The sequence below is a fragment of the Nitrincola alkalisediminis genome, from assembly GCF_009821115.1.
Lineage (GTDB): Bacteria > Pseudomonadota > Gammaproteobacteria > Pseudomonadales > Balneatricaceae > Nitrincola > Nitrincola alkalisediminis.
Window position 1 is genome coordinate 47,809 of record NZ_VYTY01000010.1, and the last position, 19,079, is coordinate 66,887.

The window sequence follows — 19,079 nt, forward strand, 5'->3', positions numbered from 1 at the left end:
AAACCGTACCCCAGGCAGCGGATCAGTTACTATGAAATACATGACCAGCGCAGAGATACGTCAGGCGTTTCTTGAATATTTTAGTCAGCAAGGGCACACCATTGTCCCCTCAAGCTCGCTTATACCGGGTAATGACCCGACCTTGCTTTTTACAAATGCGGGTATGGTCCAGTTTAAGGATGTCTTTTTAGGCACTGATAAACGTGATTATGTCCGAGCGACCACTTCTCAACGTTGCGTTCGAGCAGGTGGTAAACACAATGATCTTGAGAACGTCGGATACACAGCTCGCCATCACACATTTTTTGAAATGCTCGGCAACTTCAGTTTTGGCGATTACTTTAAGCAAGACGCTATACGTTTTGCATGGACGTTCCTAACGGAAGTGTTGCAGTTACCCAAAGAAAAGCTTTGGGTAACCGTCCATCATAGTGACGACGAAGCCGAACATATCTGGAAAAACGAGATAGGTGCCGATCCTCAAAGATTTTCTAAGTTGGATGAGGATAACTTCTGGTCAATGGGTGACACAGGACCGTGCGGCCCTTGTACCGAAATATTTTATGACCATGGACCGGATGTTGCAGGTGGGCCACCAGGAAGCCCAGACGATGACGGTGACCGTTATATCGAAATCTGGAACATCGTATTTATGCAATACAATCGGTCAGCTGATGGCAAGATGTCGCCCTTGCCGAAGCCATCCGTAGATACGGGAATGGGGCTTGAACGTGTTGCTGCTGTGTTGCAGCAGGTTCACAGTAATTATGAGATTGATTTGTTTGTGGCCTTGTTACAGGCTGCAGCAAGCGCTGTTGGTACTGATGACCTGCAGCAAAAGTCATTGAGAGTTATTGCGGATCATATACGTTCTGCCTGCTTTTTGATTATTGATGGCGTTGTGCCTTCAAATGAAGGACGTGGCTATGTGTTGAGACGTATAGTGCGCAGAGCCATTCGTCATGGTAATAAGTTGGGCGCGAAAGATGTTTTCTTCCATAAGTTAGTAGCCGCGATGGCGAATGTGATGGGAGACGCCTATCCGGAATTGCGCACACAGCAAGCCAACATAGAGAAAATTCTGTTAAAAGAAGAGCAGCAGTTTGCACGCACTTTGGAGAACGGCATGTCGATTCTGGAGCAAGCAATCGCTTCATTGGCCGACTCAGTTTTGCCGGGTGATATAGTGTTCAAACTCTATGATACCTATGGATTTCCAGTCGACTTGACGGCTGACGTTGCGAGAGAACAAAACTTAACGCTTGATATGGCTGGCTTTGAAGCAGAAATGGAGCAGCAGCGCCAAAGAGCGCGCGCCGCGGGTCAATTTGCTGTTGATTACAATGATCAAATTCAGCTAGACGGTGAAACTCAGTTTACTGGGTATGAAGCTCTTGAGGATCGCAGTAAAGTCGTTGCGCTTATTTTGAACGGCGAAAAAGTTGAGCAGTTGTCTGCAGGTCAGCAGGGGATTGTTGTATTAGAAAATACCAGTTTTTACGCTGAGTCCGGTGGTCAAGTGGGAGACTCGGGACGGCTGCTTTGGGATAAGGGTGAGTTTCAGGTACAAGACTGTACCAAAGAAGGTAAGCACCATTTACACCATGGTGTTTTACAAGAAGGTGTTTTATGCGTTGGGGACTCCCTCGTCACCGAGGTTGATCAGGCGAAGCGTCAGGCAACGGCTCTCAATCACTCAGCAACACATTTACTGCATGAAGCATTGCGTCGTGTGCTCGGCGAGCATGTTATGCAAAAAGGCTCTTTAGTGAATGCTGAGCGCCTTCGTTTCGATTTTTCGCACTTTGAGGCTGTCACATCCGATGAGTTGGCTGAAATTGAGGCGATGGTCAATCAGCAGGTCTTAAATAACTCTCTCGTAACCACTGAGTTAATGGAGTTGGATGCTGCAAAAGCAAAAGGTGCCATGGCGCTGTTTGGAGAAAAATATGACAGCGAAGTTCGTGTGCTAGCAATGGGAGATGGCTTCTCTACAGAGCTTTGTGGGGGAACTCATGTAAAACGAACAGGTGATATAGGCGTATTTAGAATCCTTTCTGAAAGCGGTATTGCTGCAGGAGTACGACGTATTGAGGCTGTTACAGGGCTGAATGCGCTTGCGTATATCTCTGAGACTCAAAAAGCCTTAGAGGATATCGCGTCGATGTTAAAAGCATCGCGTCCGTTGGTGGTTGAAAAAGTTAAAGCACTCTTTGACCGCCAGCGCGTTGTTGAAAAAGAATTAGAACGTTTGCAGGCTAAGTTGGCGACAGCCCAGAGTGGTGACTTACTTGAAAAAGTCATGGATGTTCAGGGTGTAAAAGTATTGGCAACATTGGTTGAAGGGGCAGATCCAAAGACTCTTCGAGATTTATTGGATAAGCTTCGTAACAAGCTTGAAAGTGGCGTTATTGTTCTCTTTTCTGCTGTTGATGGTAAAGCTAGCGTGATTGCAGGTGTCAGTAAAGATCTGACAAATCGTATAAAAGCGGGCGATCTTGTTAAGACGATTTCTGCAGACCTTGGTGGCAAAGGGGGCGGGCGCCCAGATATGGCTCAGGGCGGTGGTGCTGATATTGAGGCTATTCCTTCAATTGTTCAGAGAGTTCCCGCTTTGGTTGAGCAGGCGATAAGCTAAGTTTTGTTGGCCTATACCTGCGCGGTGCGCAGGTGTTACCGGAGAAATTTGAAATGGCGTTATACGTACAGAAATACGGTGGGACTTCAGTAGGTTCAATTGAGCGTATCGAAGCTGTAGCGGATAAGGTCAGCTCATTCCGTCAGCGCGGCGATGATGTTGTCGTTGTGCTGTCAGCTATGAGCGGTGAAACCAATCGTTTAATTGGTTTGGCTAAGAGTATTACGTCTGAACCTGATCCGCGGGAGTTGGACGTACTAGTGTCAACGGGTGAACAAGTGACGATTGCGCTTTTATGCATGGCATTGCAAAAGCGCGGCTTTGAAGCTCGTTCGTACACTGGGGCGCAAGTGAAAATTCTAACGGATCGAGCTTACAGTAAAGCACGTATTCAGGATATTGAAACTGAAAGAATGCGTTCGGATCTTGCGGCAGGACGAGTTGTGGTTGTGGCTGGATTCCAAGGCGTTGACCCTGACGGGAATATTACTACACTTGGAAGAGGTGGATCCGATACTACAGGTGTGGCATTGGCGGCTGCGTTAAAAGCAGATGAGTGTCAAATTTATACAGATGTTGACGGTGTCTATACAACAGACCCCAGAGTGGTTGAGTCGGCGCAGCGTCTTGAGAAAATCACCTTTGAAGAAATGCTCGAGATGGCCAGCTTAGGCTCAAAAGTACTGCAGATTCGAAGCGTTGAATTTGCGGGTAAATATAAAGTACCCCTGCGTGTGCTTTCAAGTATGGTTGATGGCCCAGGCACACTGATTACAACAGAGGATGAGACTGACGTGGAAAAACCGGTAATTTCAGGTATCGCGTTTAATCGTGATGAGGCTAAACTGACAGTAGTAGGTGTGCCTGATATTCCAGGTGTTGCATCGCGCATCTTGGGTCCAGTGAGTCGCGCTAATATTGAAGTTGACATGATTGTTCAGAACGTAGCTGGTGATAAAACCACGGACTTCACCTTTACGGTTCATCGCAACGATTATGAGAAGACTAAGAAAATTCTCGAAAAAGTTGTATCTGAGTTGGGCGCACGTGAGTGCTCGGGTGATAATAAAATTGCTAAAGTATCGATTGTCGGTGTTGGGATGAGATCCCATGCCGGTGTTGCTAGCAAGATGTTTGATACGCTGGCAAACGAAAATATTAATATTCAGATGATCTCAACATCTGAAATTAAAGTATCAGTAGTGATCGCAGAAAAATATCTTGAGTTGGCGGTGCGTGCACTCCACTCATCATTTAATCTCGATGCAACTGATACAGTGTCTGAGTGAATGTAGGATGCGTCATCCTGTAATCACTTTATCAGCTTAAACAAAGGACGAAGGAGATTCACATGCTGATTCTAACAAGACGTGTAGGGGAAACTCTAATGGTGGGTGATGATGTCACCGTGACAGTATTAGGGGTTAAAGGTAACCAAGTTCGTATCGGTGTGAATGCACCCAAGGATGTATCTGTTCATCGTGAAGAGATTTATCAACGAATCCAACGCGAAAAACAGGAAGAAGAAAATTAATTTAACTTTTTGTTAAATAAAGCTTCCCAAAGAGAAGTTTTGCTAGTATTATTTGCGCCGTTGTTAGGTGAGTTGGCCGAGTGGCTGAAGGCGCGCCCCTGCTAAGGGCGTATAGGGGAAACTCTATCGAGGGTTCGAATCCCTCACTCACCGCCATTTTGATAATGCGCCCGTAGCTCAGCTGGATAGAGTACCTGGCTACGAACCAGGCGGTCAGAGGTTCGAATCCTCTCGGGCGCACCATCAAAATGAAACAACGGCTTTAAATGTGCGCCCGTAGCTCAGCTGGATAGAGTACCTGGCTACGAACCAGGCGGTCAGAGGTTCGAATCCTCTCGGGCGCACCACTAAAGTCAAAACGTAATACTCGATCATAATGATCGTAATAAAGTCTCCAAGTCTCCAAGTCTCCAAGTCTCCAAGTCTCCAAGTCTCCAAGTCTCCAAGTCTCCAAGTCTCCAAGTCTCCAAGTCTCCAAGTCTCTGATCTGCTTTCTAATCATTCTTATTAAGTATTTACCTGCGTTTTTCTGTTGTTGCCACTTTATCGTTTCATTCTGCTTTCGCAGTTTCCTTGTTTGCTCACTTTCCTAGATGATTTGTGACTTTGTGCCTTCCTTTCTCCATGTCATGACATGCTTTCGTATAAATTATGTAAAAAAACTACATAATCACCTTGCTGTTGCTGCAGGTATTATTTTTAGATTTAATAGCCATACCATGTTGTCGCCTAGCCTTAAATCAGCTTTAATGCAGGTCGATAAAAATAATAAGAGGTTGTGTCTTGAACACTTTTCGTTTTTTTAACGAAATTAATAGGCACAATTCTCGTTTACGCTACTACAGGAGTGAACAAATGGACGAACTACTATCGGAAGGCTTATCACTTATGGTCTTTGGTATGGGTTTTGTCATCGTCTTTCTGACCCTATTGGTGATAGCCACCTCGGCTATGTCTAGGATCGTAATGCGTTTTGAGCCAGCACCTGTTCCCAAAGCAGCTGCAAAAGCTAAAACCATGTCCTCAAATCCTGCTGACGATGCTCAGTTGATCGCCGTCATGACAGCCGCGATTCATAAATTTCGTAATGACCGTAAGGGTCAATAATTCAATTTTATCAGTCAGAGAAAAGGTTAGCCTATGTCAGTCGTAAATAAACCGCTTGGCATCACCGAGCTTGTATTGCGTGATGGTCATCAATCGCTCCTCGCAACCCGTATGCGTCTTGATGACATGCTTCCTATCGTAGCAAAAATGGATCAAGTCGGTTATTGGTCAGTTGAAAGCTGGGGTGGTGCAACATTTGACTCCTGCATACGTTATTTGGGTGAAGATCCTTGGGTGCGTATCCGTGAGTTGAAAGCCGCTATGCCTAACACGCCTCAACAAATGTTACTGAGAGGGCAAAATTTGTTGGGATATCGTCATTATGCTGACGATGTGGTGGCTAAGTTTGTTGAACGAGCAGCGACCAACGGTGTTGATGTTTTCCGTATTTTTGATGCGATGAATGATCCACGTAATTTAGAAGCTGCGATTAAAGCTGTTAAGAGCGCGGGTAAACATGCTCAAGGTACGATTTCATATACGACCAGTCGTGTTCATACGATTGACATGTGGGTCAGCTACGCGAAGACGCTAGAAGACATGGGTGCCGATTCGATTGCAATCAAAGATATGTCCGGTATTTTGACGCCGTATGATGCCTATGACCTGGTGTCACGTCTCAAAGCACAAACGGATCTTGAGGTTCAGTTGCAATCACACGCTACCTCTGGTTTGGCTGATATGACGCTTTTAAAAGCAATTGAAGCCGGTATTGATCGTGTTGACGCTTCAATTTCTTCAATGTCAATGACCTATGGCCATACCGCAACAGAAACCGTTGTTGCTGCTTTGCAAGGTCAGGGGCGTGATACAAATCTGAATTTAGAGCTGCTTGAAGAAATAGCGGCTTACTTTAGAGACGTTCGTAAAAAATACGCTAAGTTTGAAGGTTCGCTCAGAGGAACCGATTCACGCATTTTACTTGCGCAAGTGCCTGGCGGAATGTTGACCAACATGGAAAGTCAGCTGAAAGAGCAGGGTGCAGCGGATAAGTTTGACGAAGTATTGGCTGAAATCCCTAAAGTACGTGAAGATTTAGGCTTAATCCCTCTTGTGACACCGACATCTCAGATTGTTGGAACACAAGCTGTTATCAACGTTCTGATGGGTGAGCGTTACAAAACGATTTCAAAAGAAGTTCAGGCTATCCTGAAAGGTGAGTATGGTTCAGCGCCTGCACCTTACAATGCAGAGCTGCAAGCCAGAGTCCTAGAAGGCTCTGCGGCCATAACCTGTCGTCCAGCCGATTTGATTGCTGACGAAATGGATAAGCTGACGGCTGAGCTAAAGTCGACAGCGAATGAAAAGTCCATTAAGTTGGAGAGTGGTGATCGCTTAGTTGATGATGTTTTAACCTATGCGCTTTTCCCTCAGATCGGTCTTAAGTTTTTAGAGAATCGTGGCAATCCTGATGCATTTGAGCCCGCACCAACAGCGCAAGCGCCTGTTGCGAAGGCAGACGAAAGCAAGTCCAACATGCCTAAAGTGGCAGGTGATTCAGAGGTTTACACCTTAACCGTCAATGGACAAACCTATGTCGTACAAGTGACTGAAGGTGGAGATATCACTTCAGTGACACCTGTAGCGTCTTCTGCGCCGACAGCTGCACCCGTTGCTGCCCCTGTTGCAGGTTCGGGCGACCCTGTGCCTGCACCGCTAGCCGGAAACATCTGGAAGGTAGAGGTATCGACTGGCCAACAGGTAAAAGAAGGCGATGTTCTGGTTATCCTTGAGGCGATGAAAATGGAAACTGAAGTCCGTGCAGCAAGAGCAGGTACTGTGGTTTCTGTTGATGTCAAAGAAGGTGATTCCGTGCAGGTCGGCGATAGTTTGCTGACGCTTGCCTAATAGGTATTAATGAATGGAAAAGCTACTCAGTATCTGGTTTGCCTCGGGGATGTACAACATCACCTTTGGCCAGTTCTTTATGATTATCGTTGGCTTGGTGCTTCTGTACCTTGCAATTAATAAAAAGTTTGAACCTTTACTGCTGGTGCCAATTGGCTTTGGTGGCATACTTGCCAATATTCCAGAGGCGGGTATGGCATTTTCTGCGGTTGAAAACGCATTGCACTTTGCACGGCCAGAAGTCGTTCGTGACTTGGCTGCTACATTGGGTGCTACGTCTTTTGATCCAGACCAGTTAAAGCATATTTATTATGACTCTAACGCATCCACGCATGCAGCAGCTTCTTTAGTTGCACAAGATGCGGGTTATAGTAATGGCATGCTATATAACTTTTATACCATAGCAGTGGCCTCAGGAGCCGCACCCTTATTGATTTTCATGGGTGTGGGGGCAATGACAGACTTTGGTCCACTGTTGGCAAACCCTAGAACCTTGTTTTTAGGTGCTGCTGCGCAGTTTGGTATCTTTGCTACGGTATTAGGTGCCGTGGGTCTGACCTCTTTGGGCTGGATGAATTTCTCCATCAAGGAAGCCGCAGCTATCGGTATCATTGGTGGTGCTGATGGTCCAACCGCGATTTACGTTTCGACAATGCTGGCTCCACATCTGTTGGGGGCTATTGCAGTGTCTGCGTATGCCTACATGGCATTGGTACCTATGGTTCAGCCACCAATTATGCGTGCGTTAACCACTCAGCGTGAACGTAAGATTGTAATGAGTCAGCTACGTCATGTGTCGAAGCGTGAAAAGATCTTTTTCCCGATTGTATTGATGCTGCTAGTTGCCATGTTGCTACCCGATGCTGCACCTTTATTGGGAATGTTCTGCTTTGGTAACCTAATGCGTGAGTGTGGGGTTGTGGATCGTTTGAGCGATACGGCGCAAAATGCATTGATCAATATCGTGACGATTTTCCTCGGCTTGTCTGTGGGATCAAAGCTGAGTGCAGATAAATTCCTTGATTTACAAACACTGGGTATTCTTGTGCTGGGTATTGTGGCATTTGCGGTTGGAACAGCAGCAGGTGTCCTTATGGCAAAATTGATGAACCAGATGATGGGAGGAAATGCGATCAATCCATTGATTGGCTCAGCGGGTGTGTCCGCTGTTCCGATGGCGGCTCGCGTGTCTAACAAGCTTGGTTTAGAAGCAAATTCACAAAACTTCTTATTAATGCATGCAATGGGTCCGAACGTAGCGGGTGTAATCGGCTCGGCGGTGGCTGCAGGTGTTATGATTAAGTTTGTTGGATAAAATGTAAAAAGCAAAAAAAGGCAGTTCATTAGAACTGCCTTTTTTATTGGAATCGTTACTTCAAATCAAAGTATTTAGCACGAGCGGCCAAGAAGGCCTGGTCTACCGTTTCGGTTCTTGTCCGTAGAATGTTCAGCGAGCTAATGTAGCTTTCGGCTGTTTTCTTCGTCAGTGCATCACCACTCTCACGCAGCTCGGTTAAAATTTCTTTAGCGGCAACGGCACCTGCTTGAAGAATTTCATCTGGGAATTGGTGAACTCGGACACCGTGTTGCTCTACGAGCGTTTTCAATGCAATTGGATCATTGGCATAAAACTCTGATGCCACCTGGTCGTATTCGGCTTGGCAGGCAGATTCTACAATGGCTTGTAAATCTTTTGGCAATGCAGAGAATTTATCTTTATTCACAACCAGTTCAGTGGCAAGACCTGGCTCGATAAAGCTTGGGAAGTAGTAGTCTTTACAGATTTGGTGGAAGCCAAGTGCCAAATCGTTGTAGGGGCCTACGAATTCAGCTGCATCGAGTGCGCCAGATTGAAGGGCGGCATAGATTTCACCGCCAGCCATATTGACGACCGTTGCGCCCAGTTTTTGCCATACCTGACCACCGATGCCGGGGGTGCGGAAGCGAAGTCCTTGAATATCGCTGAGGCCTGTGAGCTCTTTGCGGAACCAACCGCCCGCTTGTGTACCTGTATCACCTGAAAGGAAGGCTTTAACACCAAACTGATCATAAACTTCGTCATAGATTTCTTGGCCGCCCATATAGCGCATCCAAGCGGCTAATTCACGCGAGGTCATTCCGTAAGGAACACCGGTGAAGAACGACGTTGCACGGCTTTTATTTTGCCAATAATAAGCTGCACCATGGCTCATTTCAGCTGAGCCTTCGATCACAGCATCAAAGGTGCCTAACGCTGGAACGAGCTCACCTGCGGAGAAAACCTGAACAGTTAAGCGGCCATCGGACATGTTGGTAATACGATCAGCAAGACGTTGAGCGCCCGTGCCGAGCCCAGGGAAGTTCCGTGGCCAAGTGGTCACCATGCGCCAAGTGATTTTGCGTTGTGCAATGGCTGGGGCAGCAACTGAGGCCGCTGCTACACCTGCACCAATCGCAGCACCTTTAATAAAATTACGACGCTTCATACATATACTCCACTTTGTTATTGTTTGTCTGTCAATAAGAACGTTATTCAATATAGCCTGTAATGTCTATCCGTAGTACTACGGATAGAAATATCTTTGTTTTATCAATGATTATGCGTGAGCACGTTTATGACTGAGTCGCGTCGCCATCGCAATACCACTAAAGATTAATACCATCCCGACCCAATGGAAAACGTAGAGTTTTTCATTCAAAAAAAGACTGGCCAACAATATGCCCCAGACAGGGATAAGGTGGATGAAATAGCCTGTTTGATTAGCTCCTAAGACCTGTACACCTTGATTCCAGAATAAAAAAGCCAAGACTGATGCAAAGACACTCACATAAATCAGTGTTGAAATGCTGGTGGTGTTGAAGGCTATATGGCGGTGTTGAATGAAATGCTCGTACAGATAGAAGGGGGTAATGAGTGCAAGTCCGAGAATTGCGGTAATAGAAAAGAACTCTAGCCCCGTCAAGTCGGCACTGCGTTTACGCAACAAAACAGAATACAGTGCCCAGCTGAATACGGCAGCTAAAATCCAGAATCGACCTTGGTTGCCTGACAGGAGTGCGCCAAAGTGACTGATAGAGCCTTCGGTGATAATAGTCATCACCCCAATGAGTGACAACGTAACCCCCGTGATTTGCAGATACGAGATGCGTACACCATAAATGAATCTAGACAAGAGTAAAATCATCACGGGACATGCAGATAGCAGCAATAAGGCATCTGTTGCAGGTGACGTTTGCAATCCTAGATAGACAAAACTATTAAAATTGCACACGCCCAGAAACGACACGAAGAGTAAATACAGCCAATCCCTGCGCAGAATGTGTCGCTTCTTCCAGAGTAAATGCAGACTGAATGGAAGAATGATGATCAGTGCAAACGCCCAGCGCCACCAAGACAAGGCTAAGGGTGGAATTTCCGCCGAGACCGCGCGCCCCACGACAAAATTGCCACCCCAGAAGAGCGTCGTTGCGATTAACAGTATGTAAGCGATTAAAATGCTGCGAGTTTTCATGGATGTATTGTTCTGATTGGTGTATTGGCTTTTTGCGCTATTTTGGCCTGTATGTCAACTTTGTTTGAGTTTTGGTTACACAAACGAACAATTGACCGAGGTGCTTTAGATGGGTATAACGCTTGCGAATACAATAATTAAAATCTGAGCTGGAACAAAGCGATGCTGGAATGGAGCGTTTTAATACTTGCGGGTTATTTGGCGGGAGTACTAAATTCAATAGCGGGAGGCGGAAGTTTCTTAACCTTTCCTGCGTTAGTCTGGGCTGGAGTACCTCCCATTGCAGCGAATGCCACCAGCGCGGTGGCTGTGTTGCCGGGTTACCTCGGAGGAGCGCTGGGGTTTCGTCAGGAGCTTCGTGACATTTCGTTAAGACGTCATCTGCTCTTATCCTTAATTGGTCTTGTAGGGGGGTTAGCAGGGGCGTTGCTCCTATTGATTACACCAGCTCATGTTTTTGGTTTTGTCATTCCAGTACTTTTATTGGTAGCCACGCTCATGTTTGCACTGGGCGCACGTTTACTTGCCTATGTTCGAACGAGCGGTTTGCCATTACCACTGTTACCGGGTTTGTTTTTGGTCGCTATTTACGGTGGCTATTTTAATGGTGGCTTGGGAATCATGTTGTTAGCTTTGTTTGCGGCCGCAGGCATGACGCAAATGAACTTAATGAATGGTTTGAAAAATCTACTTTCCTTTACATTATCCTTTGTCTCAGTCGCTGCGTTTGCATTAGCCGGAAAGATTCTCTGGTCTGAGGGGCTGGTGATGATGCTGGCTGCAACGATTGGGGGCTATCAAGGAGCCGCTCTTGCAAGGCGTTTGCCTGTTCATTGGGTTCGATACGTTGTGATTGGTGTCGGGTTAGTGATGACCGTAGTCTTTACCTATCGCTTATTCTAATTGGCTTGGAGGGCTGAGTTTGGAATCAGCGAGCGAATGGATAGGGCGATTGGTTATTAAATAAGTTGGTGCTCAAGCGCAAATTTAGTCAAGCCAGCGGTGCTTTGAATACCGAGTTTTGTTTTAAGTTTTTGACGATGCGTTTCAACGGTGCGAACACTGATGTGAAGTGTTTGCGCGATTTCTTTATTGGAGTGGCCTTCGGCCAAGAGCTTCAGCACCGTGATTTCACGTTGGCTAAGTTCTTCATTTAAAAAACTTTGTGTGGGTGTGGGATGGCTTCGGAATAATGCGTCCGAGGCACCAGAGCTGAAATAGGTATTGCCAGAATGGACTGTTTCTATCGCTTTGATGAGCTCATTAGATGAGACATCCTTCAAAACATAGCCTGATGCGCCTGACTGTATCAAGGATAAAATGTACTCACGATCATCATGCATGCTCAGCATCAGTATCCGGATGTTAGGTAATTCAATGCGAAAACGTTTTGTGGCATCAAGTCCATTTAACACGGGCATGGACACATCCATGATGACGACGTCGGGTTGTAAACGACGTGCAGCCTCTAATGCTTGCTCACCGTTATTTGCAGTGCCAACAATGTCGATATGCGTTTCGAGCCCTAATCGTGCTTTAAGACCGTCTAAAACCAGTAAGTGATCGTCAACTAAGAGTATGCGAATGGGAGCATGCATGGCCGTTTAGCGCCTTTTGTTATTATAAATGCAGTTGTTTAGCCGTGTAGGGTAATAGTATAACAGCCTTTTGGATAGGTTGATTACCGACCTTCGCCGTGCATGCTTGTCATTTGCAAGGTAAAGAAGCCAGAATATGAGCACCATTGTTCATTTCAGAATGTAACACAAACCGTCCGCCAATGACTTCAACGCGCTCCTTCATGTTGACTAGTCCTATGCCGTTACGTTGAGCTGTTTTAAGATTAAAGCCTTTTCCATTATCGGAGGCTTCAAAGTGTATTTCTTTATCGGCGGAATACAGTCGAAGTTTGACGTGGCTGGCATCTGCATGCTTTTCAATATTCGTTAAACACTCCTGTGCCAATCGATACAGTGTTGTGCCTACATCATCGGGTAAGTCAACTTTGCATAGTTCGTATTCCAATTTTACCTGAATGCTTGTGCGCTCGGAAAATTGATCTAATAGTCCTCTGAGTGCGGACTCAAGTCCTAGATCATCTAGTAATACCGGACGTAAGCTGTGTGAGATTTGCCGGACTTCTTGTATGGTTTGATTGAGTATTTGCTCTGTTTTTTGCAGATCCTCAATCGCGGGATGTTCTGGTGTTTGGTTTTCAAGCTTTTTACACGCGAGTTCAATTCTAAACTTCATAGACACCAGTTGTTGGTTGATCCCATCGTGCAGCTCTCTCGAAAAGCGTCTGCGTTCGTTGACTTGTAGTCGCATAAACTTCTTCACCAACTGTCGAAGACGGTCGTCGGCTAAACGATGTTCGTGGAGGTTAATAGCAAGGCCTAAAATAACAATCAGAATAACTGTGAAGAGCAGGACCAGCATAACCGTCAGAAAACTATTGCGTATATTGTCATCAATTGCTTGTTTGACTTGATGGATGTCGGCGTAGATGGCATCTAAATACAAGCCCGTGCCAAACATCCACTCCCAGTCTGGAATGAGCATGGCATAGCCTAATTTATCTTCTTGCTGCATAAGGGGAGGACGCTCCCAAATATAACGATGATAACCACCTCCACTGTTAGCAGCGTTCAGCAAATGCTGTATTAATAGGTTGCCACTGCGATCCTCAAACTCGAACAGATTTTGTCCAACAAACGCTGGAATTGTGGGGTGAACCAAGTTAATGCCTTGTTGGTCGTATGCAAAGAAGTAGCCATCCTCGCCAAAGGTCATCTGACTTAAGAGTGCAATGACCTCTGATTTTGCTTCCTCTTCACTCAGTGTTTCATTGCGTCGAATCTGTTCAATGGCCGAGAACGCTAGCTCCACTTGTTCTTTAAGCGCTTGTTTTTTCGATTCAATGAGGTTTTGCTCGTATACACCTAAAATTTGTGTCGCTAAACTATGGGCGTGTGTTAACCCTAAGTAAGATAAAATACCAGCGGCCGATAACAAGGGTAAAATGGCGAGTAACAGTATCTTGGCTTTTAGATTCATTGAAGCATCTCAGGGTTGATAATGTGCATCCGTAAAACTACTGAGTTCTTTACGTAGTTCTACGCATATTTTTCGGTATTCATACGAATAGAAAAATACGTCTCTAGAGTAGATGATGTAAACTGTAAAAACAGTCTTAGGGCGCATAAAAATAATGTTGAGGAATGCTATGTTAGTTGTCTCACTCTTAGTTCGACTGATTTGTCGGATTAACCTCATCTTGGGCAATATCTTTTCGTGGTTCTCATTAGGAATCGTATTGACGTGTTTCACCGTTGTAGTACTTCGCTACTTTTTCTCAACGGGGTATGTCTGGATGCAAGATCTATACGTCTGGCTAAATGGCATGATGTTTATGGGCATTGCAGGCTTTACCCTGATGCAGAATGGCCATGTAAGGGTTGATATTTTTTATCGACCTGCGAATGCAAGGCGAAAAGCCATTATTGATATGATTGGCTGTATTGTATTCGTTACTCCTTTTTTATACATCGTCACCACCTACGGTTTGCCATATGTGCAACGCTCTTGGCGCTTTATGGAGGGCTCTTCAAACTTTGGCGGAATGCCAGGGTTGTATGTTGTTAAATCCTTCATCTTAGTCTTTGTAGGTGTGGTTGCTTTGCAGGCCATCGCGATGGTGCTGCGCAGTGTGTTAATTCTATCAGGACGCGAAGACCTCGTGCCTGAGCATTATCGTTATAAAGAAGGGGGTTAAGCATGGATCCAGTGTTTTTAGGTGAGATGCTCTCCCTATTGATGTTCTTCACCATTATTGGTGTGTTGATGATGGGGTTTCCGGTTGCTTTTTCCTTAGCCGGTACGTCGGTCATCTTTGCCACCCTTGGGCATATGTTAGGTGTATTTGATCTATCTAACTTTTCGAGTTTAGCTCCACGTTATATAGGCGTCATGCTGAATGAGGTGTTGGTAGCCGTTCCCTTATTTATCTTTATGGGGATGATGCTTGAACGCTCCGGGATAGCCGAGCAACTGTTGATTACCATGGGGCGTTTGTTCGGTAAGCTGCGGGGGGGGCTGGGGTTGTCGGTCATCATCGTGGGCGCCTTATTAGCTGCTTCTACAGGTATTGTTGGTGCGACAGTTGTTACAATGGGTCTGTTATCGCTGCCAGCAATGATGCGTGCGGGCTATGACCCTAAGCTGGCAACGGGTGTGATCTGTGCATCCGGAACACTTGGACAAATCATACCGCCATCAACGGTGTTGATCTTTATGGGAGACATGTTGGCGGGTGTGAATCAGCAAGTGCAAATGTCGAAAGGAAACTTTGCACCGACACCCGTCTCAGTAGGTGATTTGTTTGCAGGTGCGTTTATTCCTGGACTCATGCTGGTAGCTATTTACATGGCATTTATGATTTATAAAGCTGTGCGCCACCCTGAAACCTGTCCAGCACTTGAGGTGACAGATGAAGAGCGTGCACGTCTGTTTAAAGACGTCATCTTTACCCTCTTGCCACCTTTGTTGCTAATTATTGCGGTATTGGGCTCTATCCTAGGTGGAATTGCGACTCCTACTGAGTCGGCTTCCGTTGGCGCGATAGGGGCGATGATACTCGCTGCAGTTAAACGTAAACTGACCTTTGCCAACTTGCGTCACGTGATGTTTGCAACAGCCAATACAACCGCAATGATCTTTATCATTCTGATTGGCGCCTCTGTCTTCTCGTTGGTATTTAGAATGATGGGCGGAGAAGAGCTGGTCAGTGATTTCCTCAACAGCTTACCGGGAGGCAAGGTGGGGGCGATCATTTTTGTGATGCTGTTGATGTTTATTCTAGGCTTTATTCTGGATACCTTTGAAATCATCTTCTTGGTAATTCCAATTACGGCGCCGATATTGCTGATGATGGACATCGATCCGATTTGGTTAGGGGTAATGGTTGCAGTGAATCTGCAAACCAGTTTCTTAACACCGCCTTTCGGTTTTGCGCTCTTCTATTTGCGAGGCGTGGCTCCGGATAGCATTACAACACGCCATATCTATCAAGGTGCTATGCCGTTTGTCTTCTTGCAAGTCATGGTTATTGGCTTGTTGATTCTGTTCCCAGGCTTAGTGACTTGGTTGCCGGATATGATTTACGGTCGTTAACACGATATAGACATTGCCCCTAGCGTCTCGTACAGTAGGCGCTAGGGGTCTTTTCTAAAAACCAGCTAAGACTTCCAAGTGTGCCTGAACACTAAACGCAAGTGATACAGGGTTGTATCCACCTTCAAGTACCGACACGATTCGCCCTTCAGAAAACTCATCCGCAATTTGCATAATTTTCTGAGTAACCCAGCGATAGTCCTCTTCATCTAAATTTAAATCAGCCATTGGGTCTTCTTTGTGTGCATCAAACCCTGCTGAAATAAAAATCATATCGGGCTTGTGTGTCCTGAGTGCGGGCAGCCATTGCTGTTCAATGGCATCACGGAACAGGGATGCATCAGAGTGTGCTGCGAGTGGACAATTGACAATGTTCGGGCGGTCAATTGAGCAATATCGCTCGGGATAATAAGGATGTTGGAAAGTGGAACAGACCAACACCTCTGGTCGATCTTTAAAAATATCCACGGTGCCATTGCAATGATGCACATCGAAATCCAAGATCGCCACGCGGGAGATGGATGGGTGGGTTAGGGCATGACAGGCACCGATAGCGACATTGTTATAAAAGCAAAAGCCCATGGCCATGTTGTACTCGGCATGATGCCCCGGTGGGCGTACCGCGCAGAACGCATTTTTCGCTTTTCCCGCTAAAACACGATTGGTTGCCAGTATCGCACTTCCTGCCGCTAAGCTGGCGGCATGCAATGAGTCGGGGCAGAGTGCTGTATCATCGTCTGTGTATACAACTCCCTCTCTTGGCAGCTTCATCGTTAATTTTTTATGGTGAAGATTTGCATGGGCGAGTTTGATTTGCTCTTCAGTTACATGCACCGAAGTAAGTTGATCTAAATGATCGAGTAGTCCAGTTCGACTGAGCACTTTGTGTATGGCTTGCAGTCGCGTTGGGCTTTCTGGATGGTCTGGCCCCATATTATGGAGCATGCAGTCTTCATGAGTGATGTACGCCGTTGCCGTCATTATTTTTCTCCTTCTACTTCCCTATTTTAGAGTATAAAGGAATAAATTAAGGTTAGGCGAAAGTTGTATTTTTAGAAAAAACTTCAAACTGTGCTAAAGCTTGATTCAGATCAAGCTTTAGCTTTGAGTCCCACTGTAGGATGTATCTACAGCATAGAACTGTACTTTTAGGCGTCGGTGTGTCACCCAGCATCCGGCGCTTTTCTTTTTTTCAGAGGCGCAAAACCTTGGTCAATAGGGGTTGCTGACTCTGCATTCGATGTCGGTGCACGACGTTTGCCGATGGCTTTCTTGTCGCGATGACGCTCTTTCACCTTAGGCTTAGTATCTAGTTTATCCTTAAGTTCTTTTTTCTTCTTACTGCCAGCTGCTTTACCTGAGCTTTTGACTTTTTCAGGGCCTTTGTAATGGCCTAGGAAACCTGCAATGGTGCGCTGAGTAAATGACAGTTTGAGATAACGCTCGACGCTTCTCATTAGATTCCACTCAGACGGCGCGATCAGTGTAATTGCAGTGCCTGATTTCCCTGCACGCCCAGTACGACCGATACGGTGAACGTATTCATCTCCAGAGCGTGGCATTTCAAAGTTAATGACGAGATCCACTCCGTCAATATCCAAGCCGCGTGCGGCAACGTCAGTGGCAACGAGAACCTGCACATGGCCATCTCTAAAAAAACGCATGGTTTTGCGGCGTTCAACTTGGTCCATCTCACCATGCAGAGATGCTGTTCTATGCTTGTGATACTTCAAGACATTGCCCAGATGCACTGAAGCGGCGCGAGTGTTGGTAAATACCACGGCTCTTTCTGGCTTTTCTTCGTCTAAAATGGCACTGATCAAACGCTCTTTGTGCTTGATATCATCCGCTAGAATAATTTGTTGGACAATCGTGGAGATCTGATCTTGTGCGGTGCTGAGAATTAATCGCTCAGGTGATTTGAGCACTTGCTCAATGAGGTCTTCGATATCACGCGTTTTCAAGGTTGCAGAAAACAGCATTGTCTGACGATCGGTGCCACAACTCGAGGTGATGGTTGTAACGTCTTCTCGAAAACCCATGTCGAGCATTCTATCGGCTTCATCAAGTATCAAAAACTCGATATCAGAGAGCACCAGGCTGTTTAATTCCAAATGCTCCTTAATTCGACCGGGTGTCCCTACAACAATTTCGGGATTTTTGCGCAGTTTTGCTGCTTGTTCTTTGAAACCACTACCACCGCAGATTGTCAGTGCTTTGATATGGGTGAAGGCGGCCAGTTTTATGCAAGACTGAGTGACTTGCTCCGCGAGTTCGCGTGTGGGAACTAAAATCAGTGCTCGTGTACCACGGTTAGGTGCAGGCTGCTCAAGGAAACGTTGTAACATAGGCAATAAAAATGCAAAGGTTTTACCGCTACCTGTTTCAGCACTGACTAAAAGATCTTTGCCCTGAATGGCGAGTGGAATGGCTTGTGCCTGGACTTGAGTGGCTTCTTTAATGCCTTGGGCATCCAGAGCTTTTTGTATACGTTCGTGCAAAATGATATCGGTGAACACTTGGGCGCTTCTCTGACTGATAATCTATGTTGAAATTGTACCAGAAAAAGAATGAACTGTCGGTTTGATTCGTTTGATCCTCGTTAGCAACCTTTAGGTATGGGCTTATTCCTTTTCCAACATGAAAAATGTGCAAGTGCAATAATTAGTACTTGTCAAATGGCGCAAAGTCGGTTTATATATCCTCTTTTCTCTTTAGTAATCTGAATCTTATGCGCTCTATTTTAATTATCACTCTCAGTATTGCGTTAACAGGTTGTTTTTCCAACAGTCGCAGTGTTAATCAATTGCAAATTGTCACGCCAAAGCATACACAAATTTTAGTCCCCAGCACGGCTCGTCCCTTAGTGCCTCAAGCGACTGAAATACGTTTGGCATTAGAGCAGCAGTACATGAGTTGGGCAGGTACTCCGTATCGTTTAGGTGGAGCGGATCGCAGTGGTATCGATTGCTCGGCGTTTGTGAGAGAGGTATTTGGAGATATTTATAATGTCCAGTTGCCTCGTTCCACGGATGAACAGGTGACGTTAGGGAAAGAAATTGCGCGCCAAGAACTTAAACCGTCTGATTTGATTTTCTTTAAGACGGGGCGTACCCAGCGTCACGTTGGGATCTATTTAGGTGAAGGTAAGTTTTTACATGCGTCTACCAGTCGTGGTGTAATTATTTCAAAGCTTGATAATCCTTATTGGAAGCGTAATTACTGGACAGCAAGACGCGCAGAAGAGGTTGTTCAATTAGCTAGTTTATAGCGAGCAATCAAACAAAAA

At 45.8% G+C, this 19,079-nt stretch carries 16 protein-coding genes and 3 tRNA genes; 13 read left to right on the forward strand and 6 right to left on the reverse strand.

Annotated elements, in window-relative coordinates:
- The first annotated feature begins 40 nt into the window (after positions 1-40).
- From alaS to F5971_RS14580, 9 genes are all read left to right on the forward strand, one after another.
- Entirely contained in the window at positions 41-2,638 is a 2,598-nt protein-coding gene (gene alaS, locus F5971_RS14540) for an alanine--tRNA ligase (protein ID WP_193495734.1), read from the forward strand.
- 53 nt (positions 2,639-2,691) lie between these two features.
- The gene (locus F5971_RS14545; protein WP_193495654.1) at positions 2,692-3,927 is read left to right on the forward strand and encodes an aspartate kinase; all 1,236 of its coding nucleotides are present in this window, start codon (positions 2,692-2,694) and stop codon (positions 3,925-3,927) included.
- Positions 3,928-3,989: 62 nt separating this feature from the next.
- Positions 3,990-4,172: a carbon storage regulator CsrA gene (csrA, locus tag F5971_RS14550; protein ID WP_036508336.1), complete on the forward strand. Its 183-nt coding sequence runs from the start codon at positions 3,990-3,992 to the stop codon at positions 4,170-4,172.
- A 66-nt stretch (positions 4,173-4,238) separates the two neighbouring features.
- A tRNA-Ser gene (locus F5971_RS14555) sits at positions 4,239-4,328 on the forward strand.
- 10 nt (positions 4,329-4,338) lie between these two features.
- A tRNA-Arg gene (locus tag F5971_RS14560) sits at positions 4,339-4,415 on the forward strand.
- 27 nt (positions 4,416-4,442) lie between these two features.
- Positions 4,443-4,519, forward strand: a tRNA-Arg gene (locus F5971_RS14565).
- A gap of 508 nt (positions 4,520-5,027) precedes the next feature.
- Entirely contained in the window at positions 5,028-5,279 is a 252-nt protein-coding gene (locus F5971_RS14570; RefSeq protein WP_193495656.1) for an OadG family protein, read from the forward strand.
- 33 nt (positions 5,280-5,312) lie between these two features.
- Complete coding sequence (gene oadA, locus F5971_RS14575; RefSeq protein ID WP_193495658.1) at positions 5,313-7,127, forward strand: sodium-extruding oxaloacetate decarboxylase subunit alpha; 1,815 nt, start codon at positions 5,313-5,315, stop codon at positions 7,125-7,127.
- Positions 7,128-7,140: 13 nt separating this feature from the next.
- Positions 7,141-8,442 carry a sodium ion-translocating decarboxylase subunit beta gene (locus F5971_RS14580; RefSeq protein WP_036508340.1) on the forward strand — a complete coding sequence of 434 codons (1,302 nt, stop codon included), beginning with the start codon at positions 7,141-7,143 and terminating at the stop codon, positions 8,440-8,442.
- Between the two features lie 55 nt (positions 8,443-8,497).
- Here the strand turns inward: F5971_RS14580 and F5971_RS14585 are convergent, their stop codons facing one another.
- Together F5971_RS14585 and F5971_RS14590 are read right to left on the reverse strand one after the other, a co-directional pair.
- Complete coding sequence (locus tag F5971_RS14585; protein WP_036508343.1) at positions 8,498-9,592, reverse strand: TRAP transporter substrate-binding protein; 1,095 nt, start codon at positions 9,590-9,592, stop codon at positions 8,498-8,500.
- 111 nt (positions 9,593-9,703) lie between these two features.
- Positions 9,704-10,618, reverse strand: a complete 915-nt coding sequence (locus F5971_RS14590; RefSeq protein WP_036508346.1) for a DMT family transporter — start codon at positions 10,616-10,618, stop codon at positions 9,704-9,706.
- A gap of 162 nt (positions 10,619-10,780) precedes the next feature.
- Between F5971_RS14590 and F5971_RS14595 the strand changes: the two genes are divergently transcribed.
- Positions 10,781-11,521: a sulfite exporter TauE/SafE family protein gene (locus F5971_RS14595; RefSeq protein ID WP_193495661.1), complete on the forward strand. Its 741-nt coding sequence runs from the start codon at positions 10,781-10,783 to the stop codon at positions 11,519-11,521.
- A gap of 56 nt (positions 11,522-11,577) precedes the next feature.
- Here F5971_RS14595 and F5971_RS14600 read toward each other — a convergent pair whose 3' ends face one another.
- Both F5971_RS14600 and F5971_RS14605 read right to left on the reverse strand, forming a co-directional pair.
- Positions 11,578-12,216: a response regulator gene (locus F5971_RS14600; protein WP_036508352.1), complete on the reverse strand. Its 639-nt coding sequence runs from the start codon at positions 12,214-12,216 to the stop codon at positions 11,578-11,580.
- A gap of 109 nt (positions 12,217-12,325) precedes the next feature.
- On the reverse strand, positions 12,326-13,675 hold the full coding sequence (locus F5971_RS14605; protein ID WP_193495663.1) for a cache domain-containing protein: 1,350 nt from the start codon (positions 13,673-13,675) through the stop codon (positions 12,326-12,328).
- Positions 13,676-13,844: 169 nt separating this feature from the next.
- On the opposite strand from F5971_RS14605, the gene F5971_RS14610 reads away from it, so the two are divergent.
- Both F5971_RS14610 and F5971_RS14615 read left to right on the forward strand, forming a co-directional pair.
- Positions 13,845-14,393 carry a TRAP transporter small permease subunit gene (locus tag F5971_RS14610; protein WP_036508359.1) on the forward strand — a complete coding sequence of 183 codons (549 nt, stop codon included), beginning with the start codon at positions 13,845-13,847 and terminating at the stop codon, positions 14,391-14,393.
- Between the two features lie 2 nt (positions 14,394-14,395).
- Positions 14,396-15,790 carry a TRAP transporter large permease gene (locus F5971_RS14615; protein WP_036508363.1) on the forward strand — a complete coding sequence of 465 codons (1,395 nt, stop codon included), beginning with the start codon at positions 14,396-14,398 and terminating at the stop codon, positions 15,788-15,790.
- A gap of 54 nt (positions 15,791-15,844) precedes the next feature.
- On the opposite strand, the gene F5971_RS14620 is transcribed toward F5971_RS14615, so the two are convergent.
- The gene (locus F5971_RS14620; protein ID WP_036508366.1) at positions 15,845-16,771 is read right to left on the reverse strand and encodes a histone deacetylase family protein; all 927 of its coding nucleotides are present in this window, start codon (positions 16,769-16,771) and stop codon (positions 15,845-15,847) included.
- Positions 16,772-16,953: 182 nt separating this feature from the next.
- Positions 16,954-18,309, reverse strand: a complete 1,356-nt coding sequence (locus tag F5971_RS14625) for a DEAD/DEAH box helicase (RefSeq protein ID WP_193495666.1) — start codon at positions 18,307-18,309, stop codon at positions 16,954-16,956.
- 212 nt (positions 18,310-18,521) lie between these two features.
- Here F5971_RS14625 and F5971_RS14630 point away from each other — a divergent pair, with 212 nt between their 5' ends.
- On the forward strand, positions 18,522-19,061 hold the full coding sequence (locus tag F5971_RS14630; protein WP_081763725.1) for an NlpC/P60 family protein: 540 nt from the start codon (positions 18,522-18,524) through the stop codon (positions 19,059-19,061).
- Positions 19,062-19,079 lie beyond the last annotated feature (18 nt).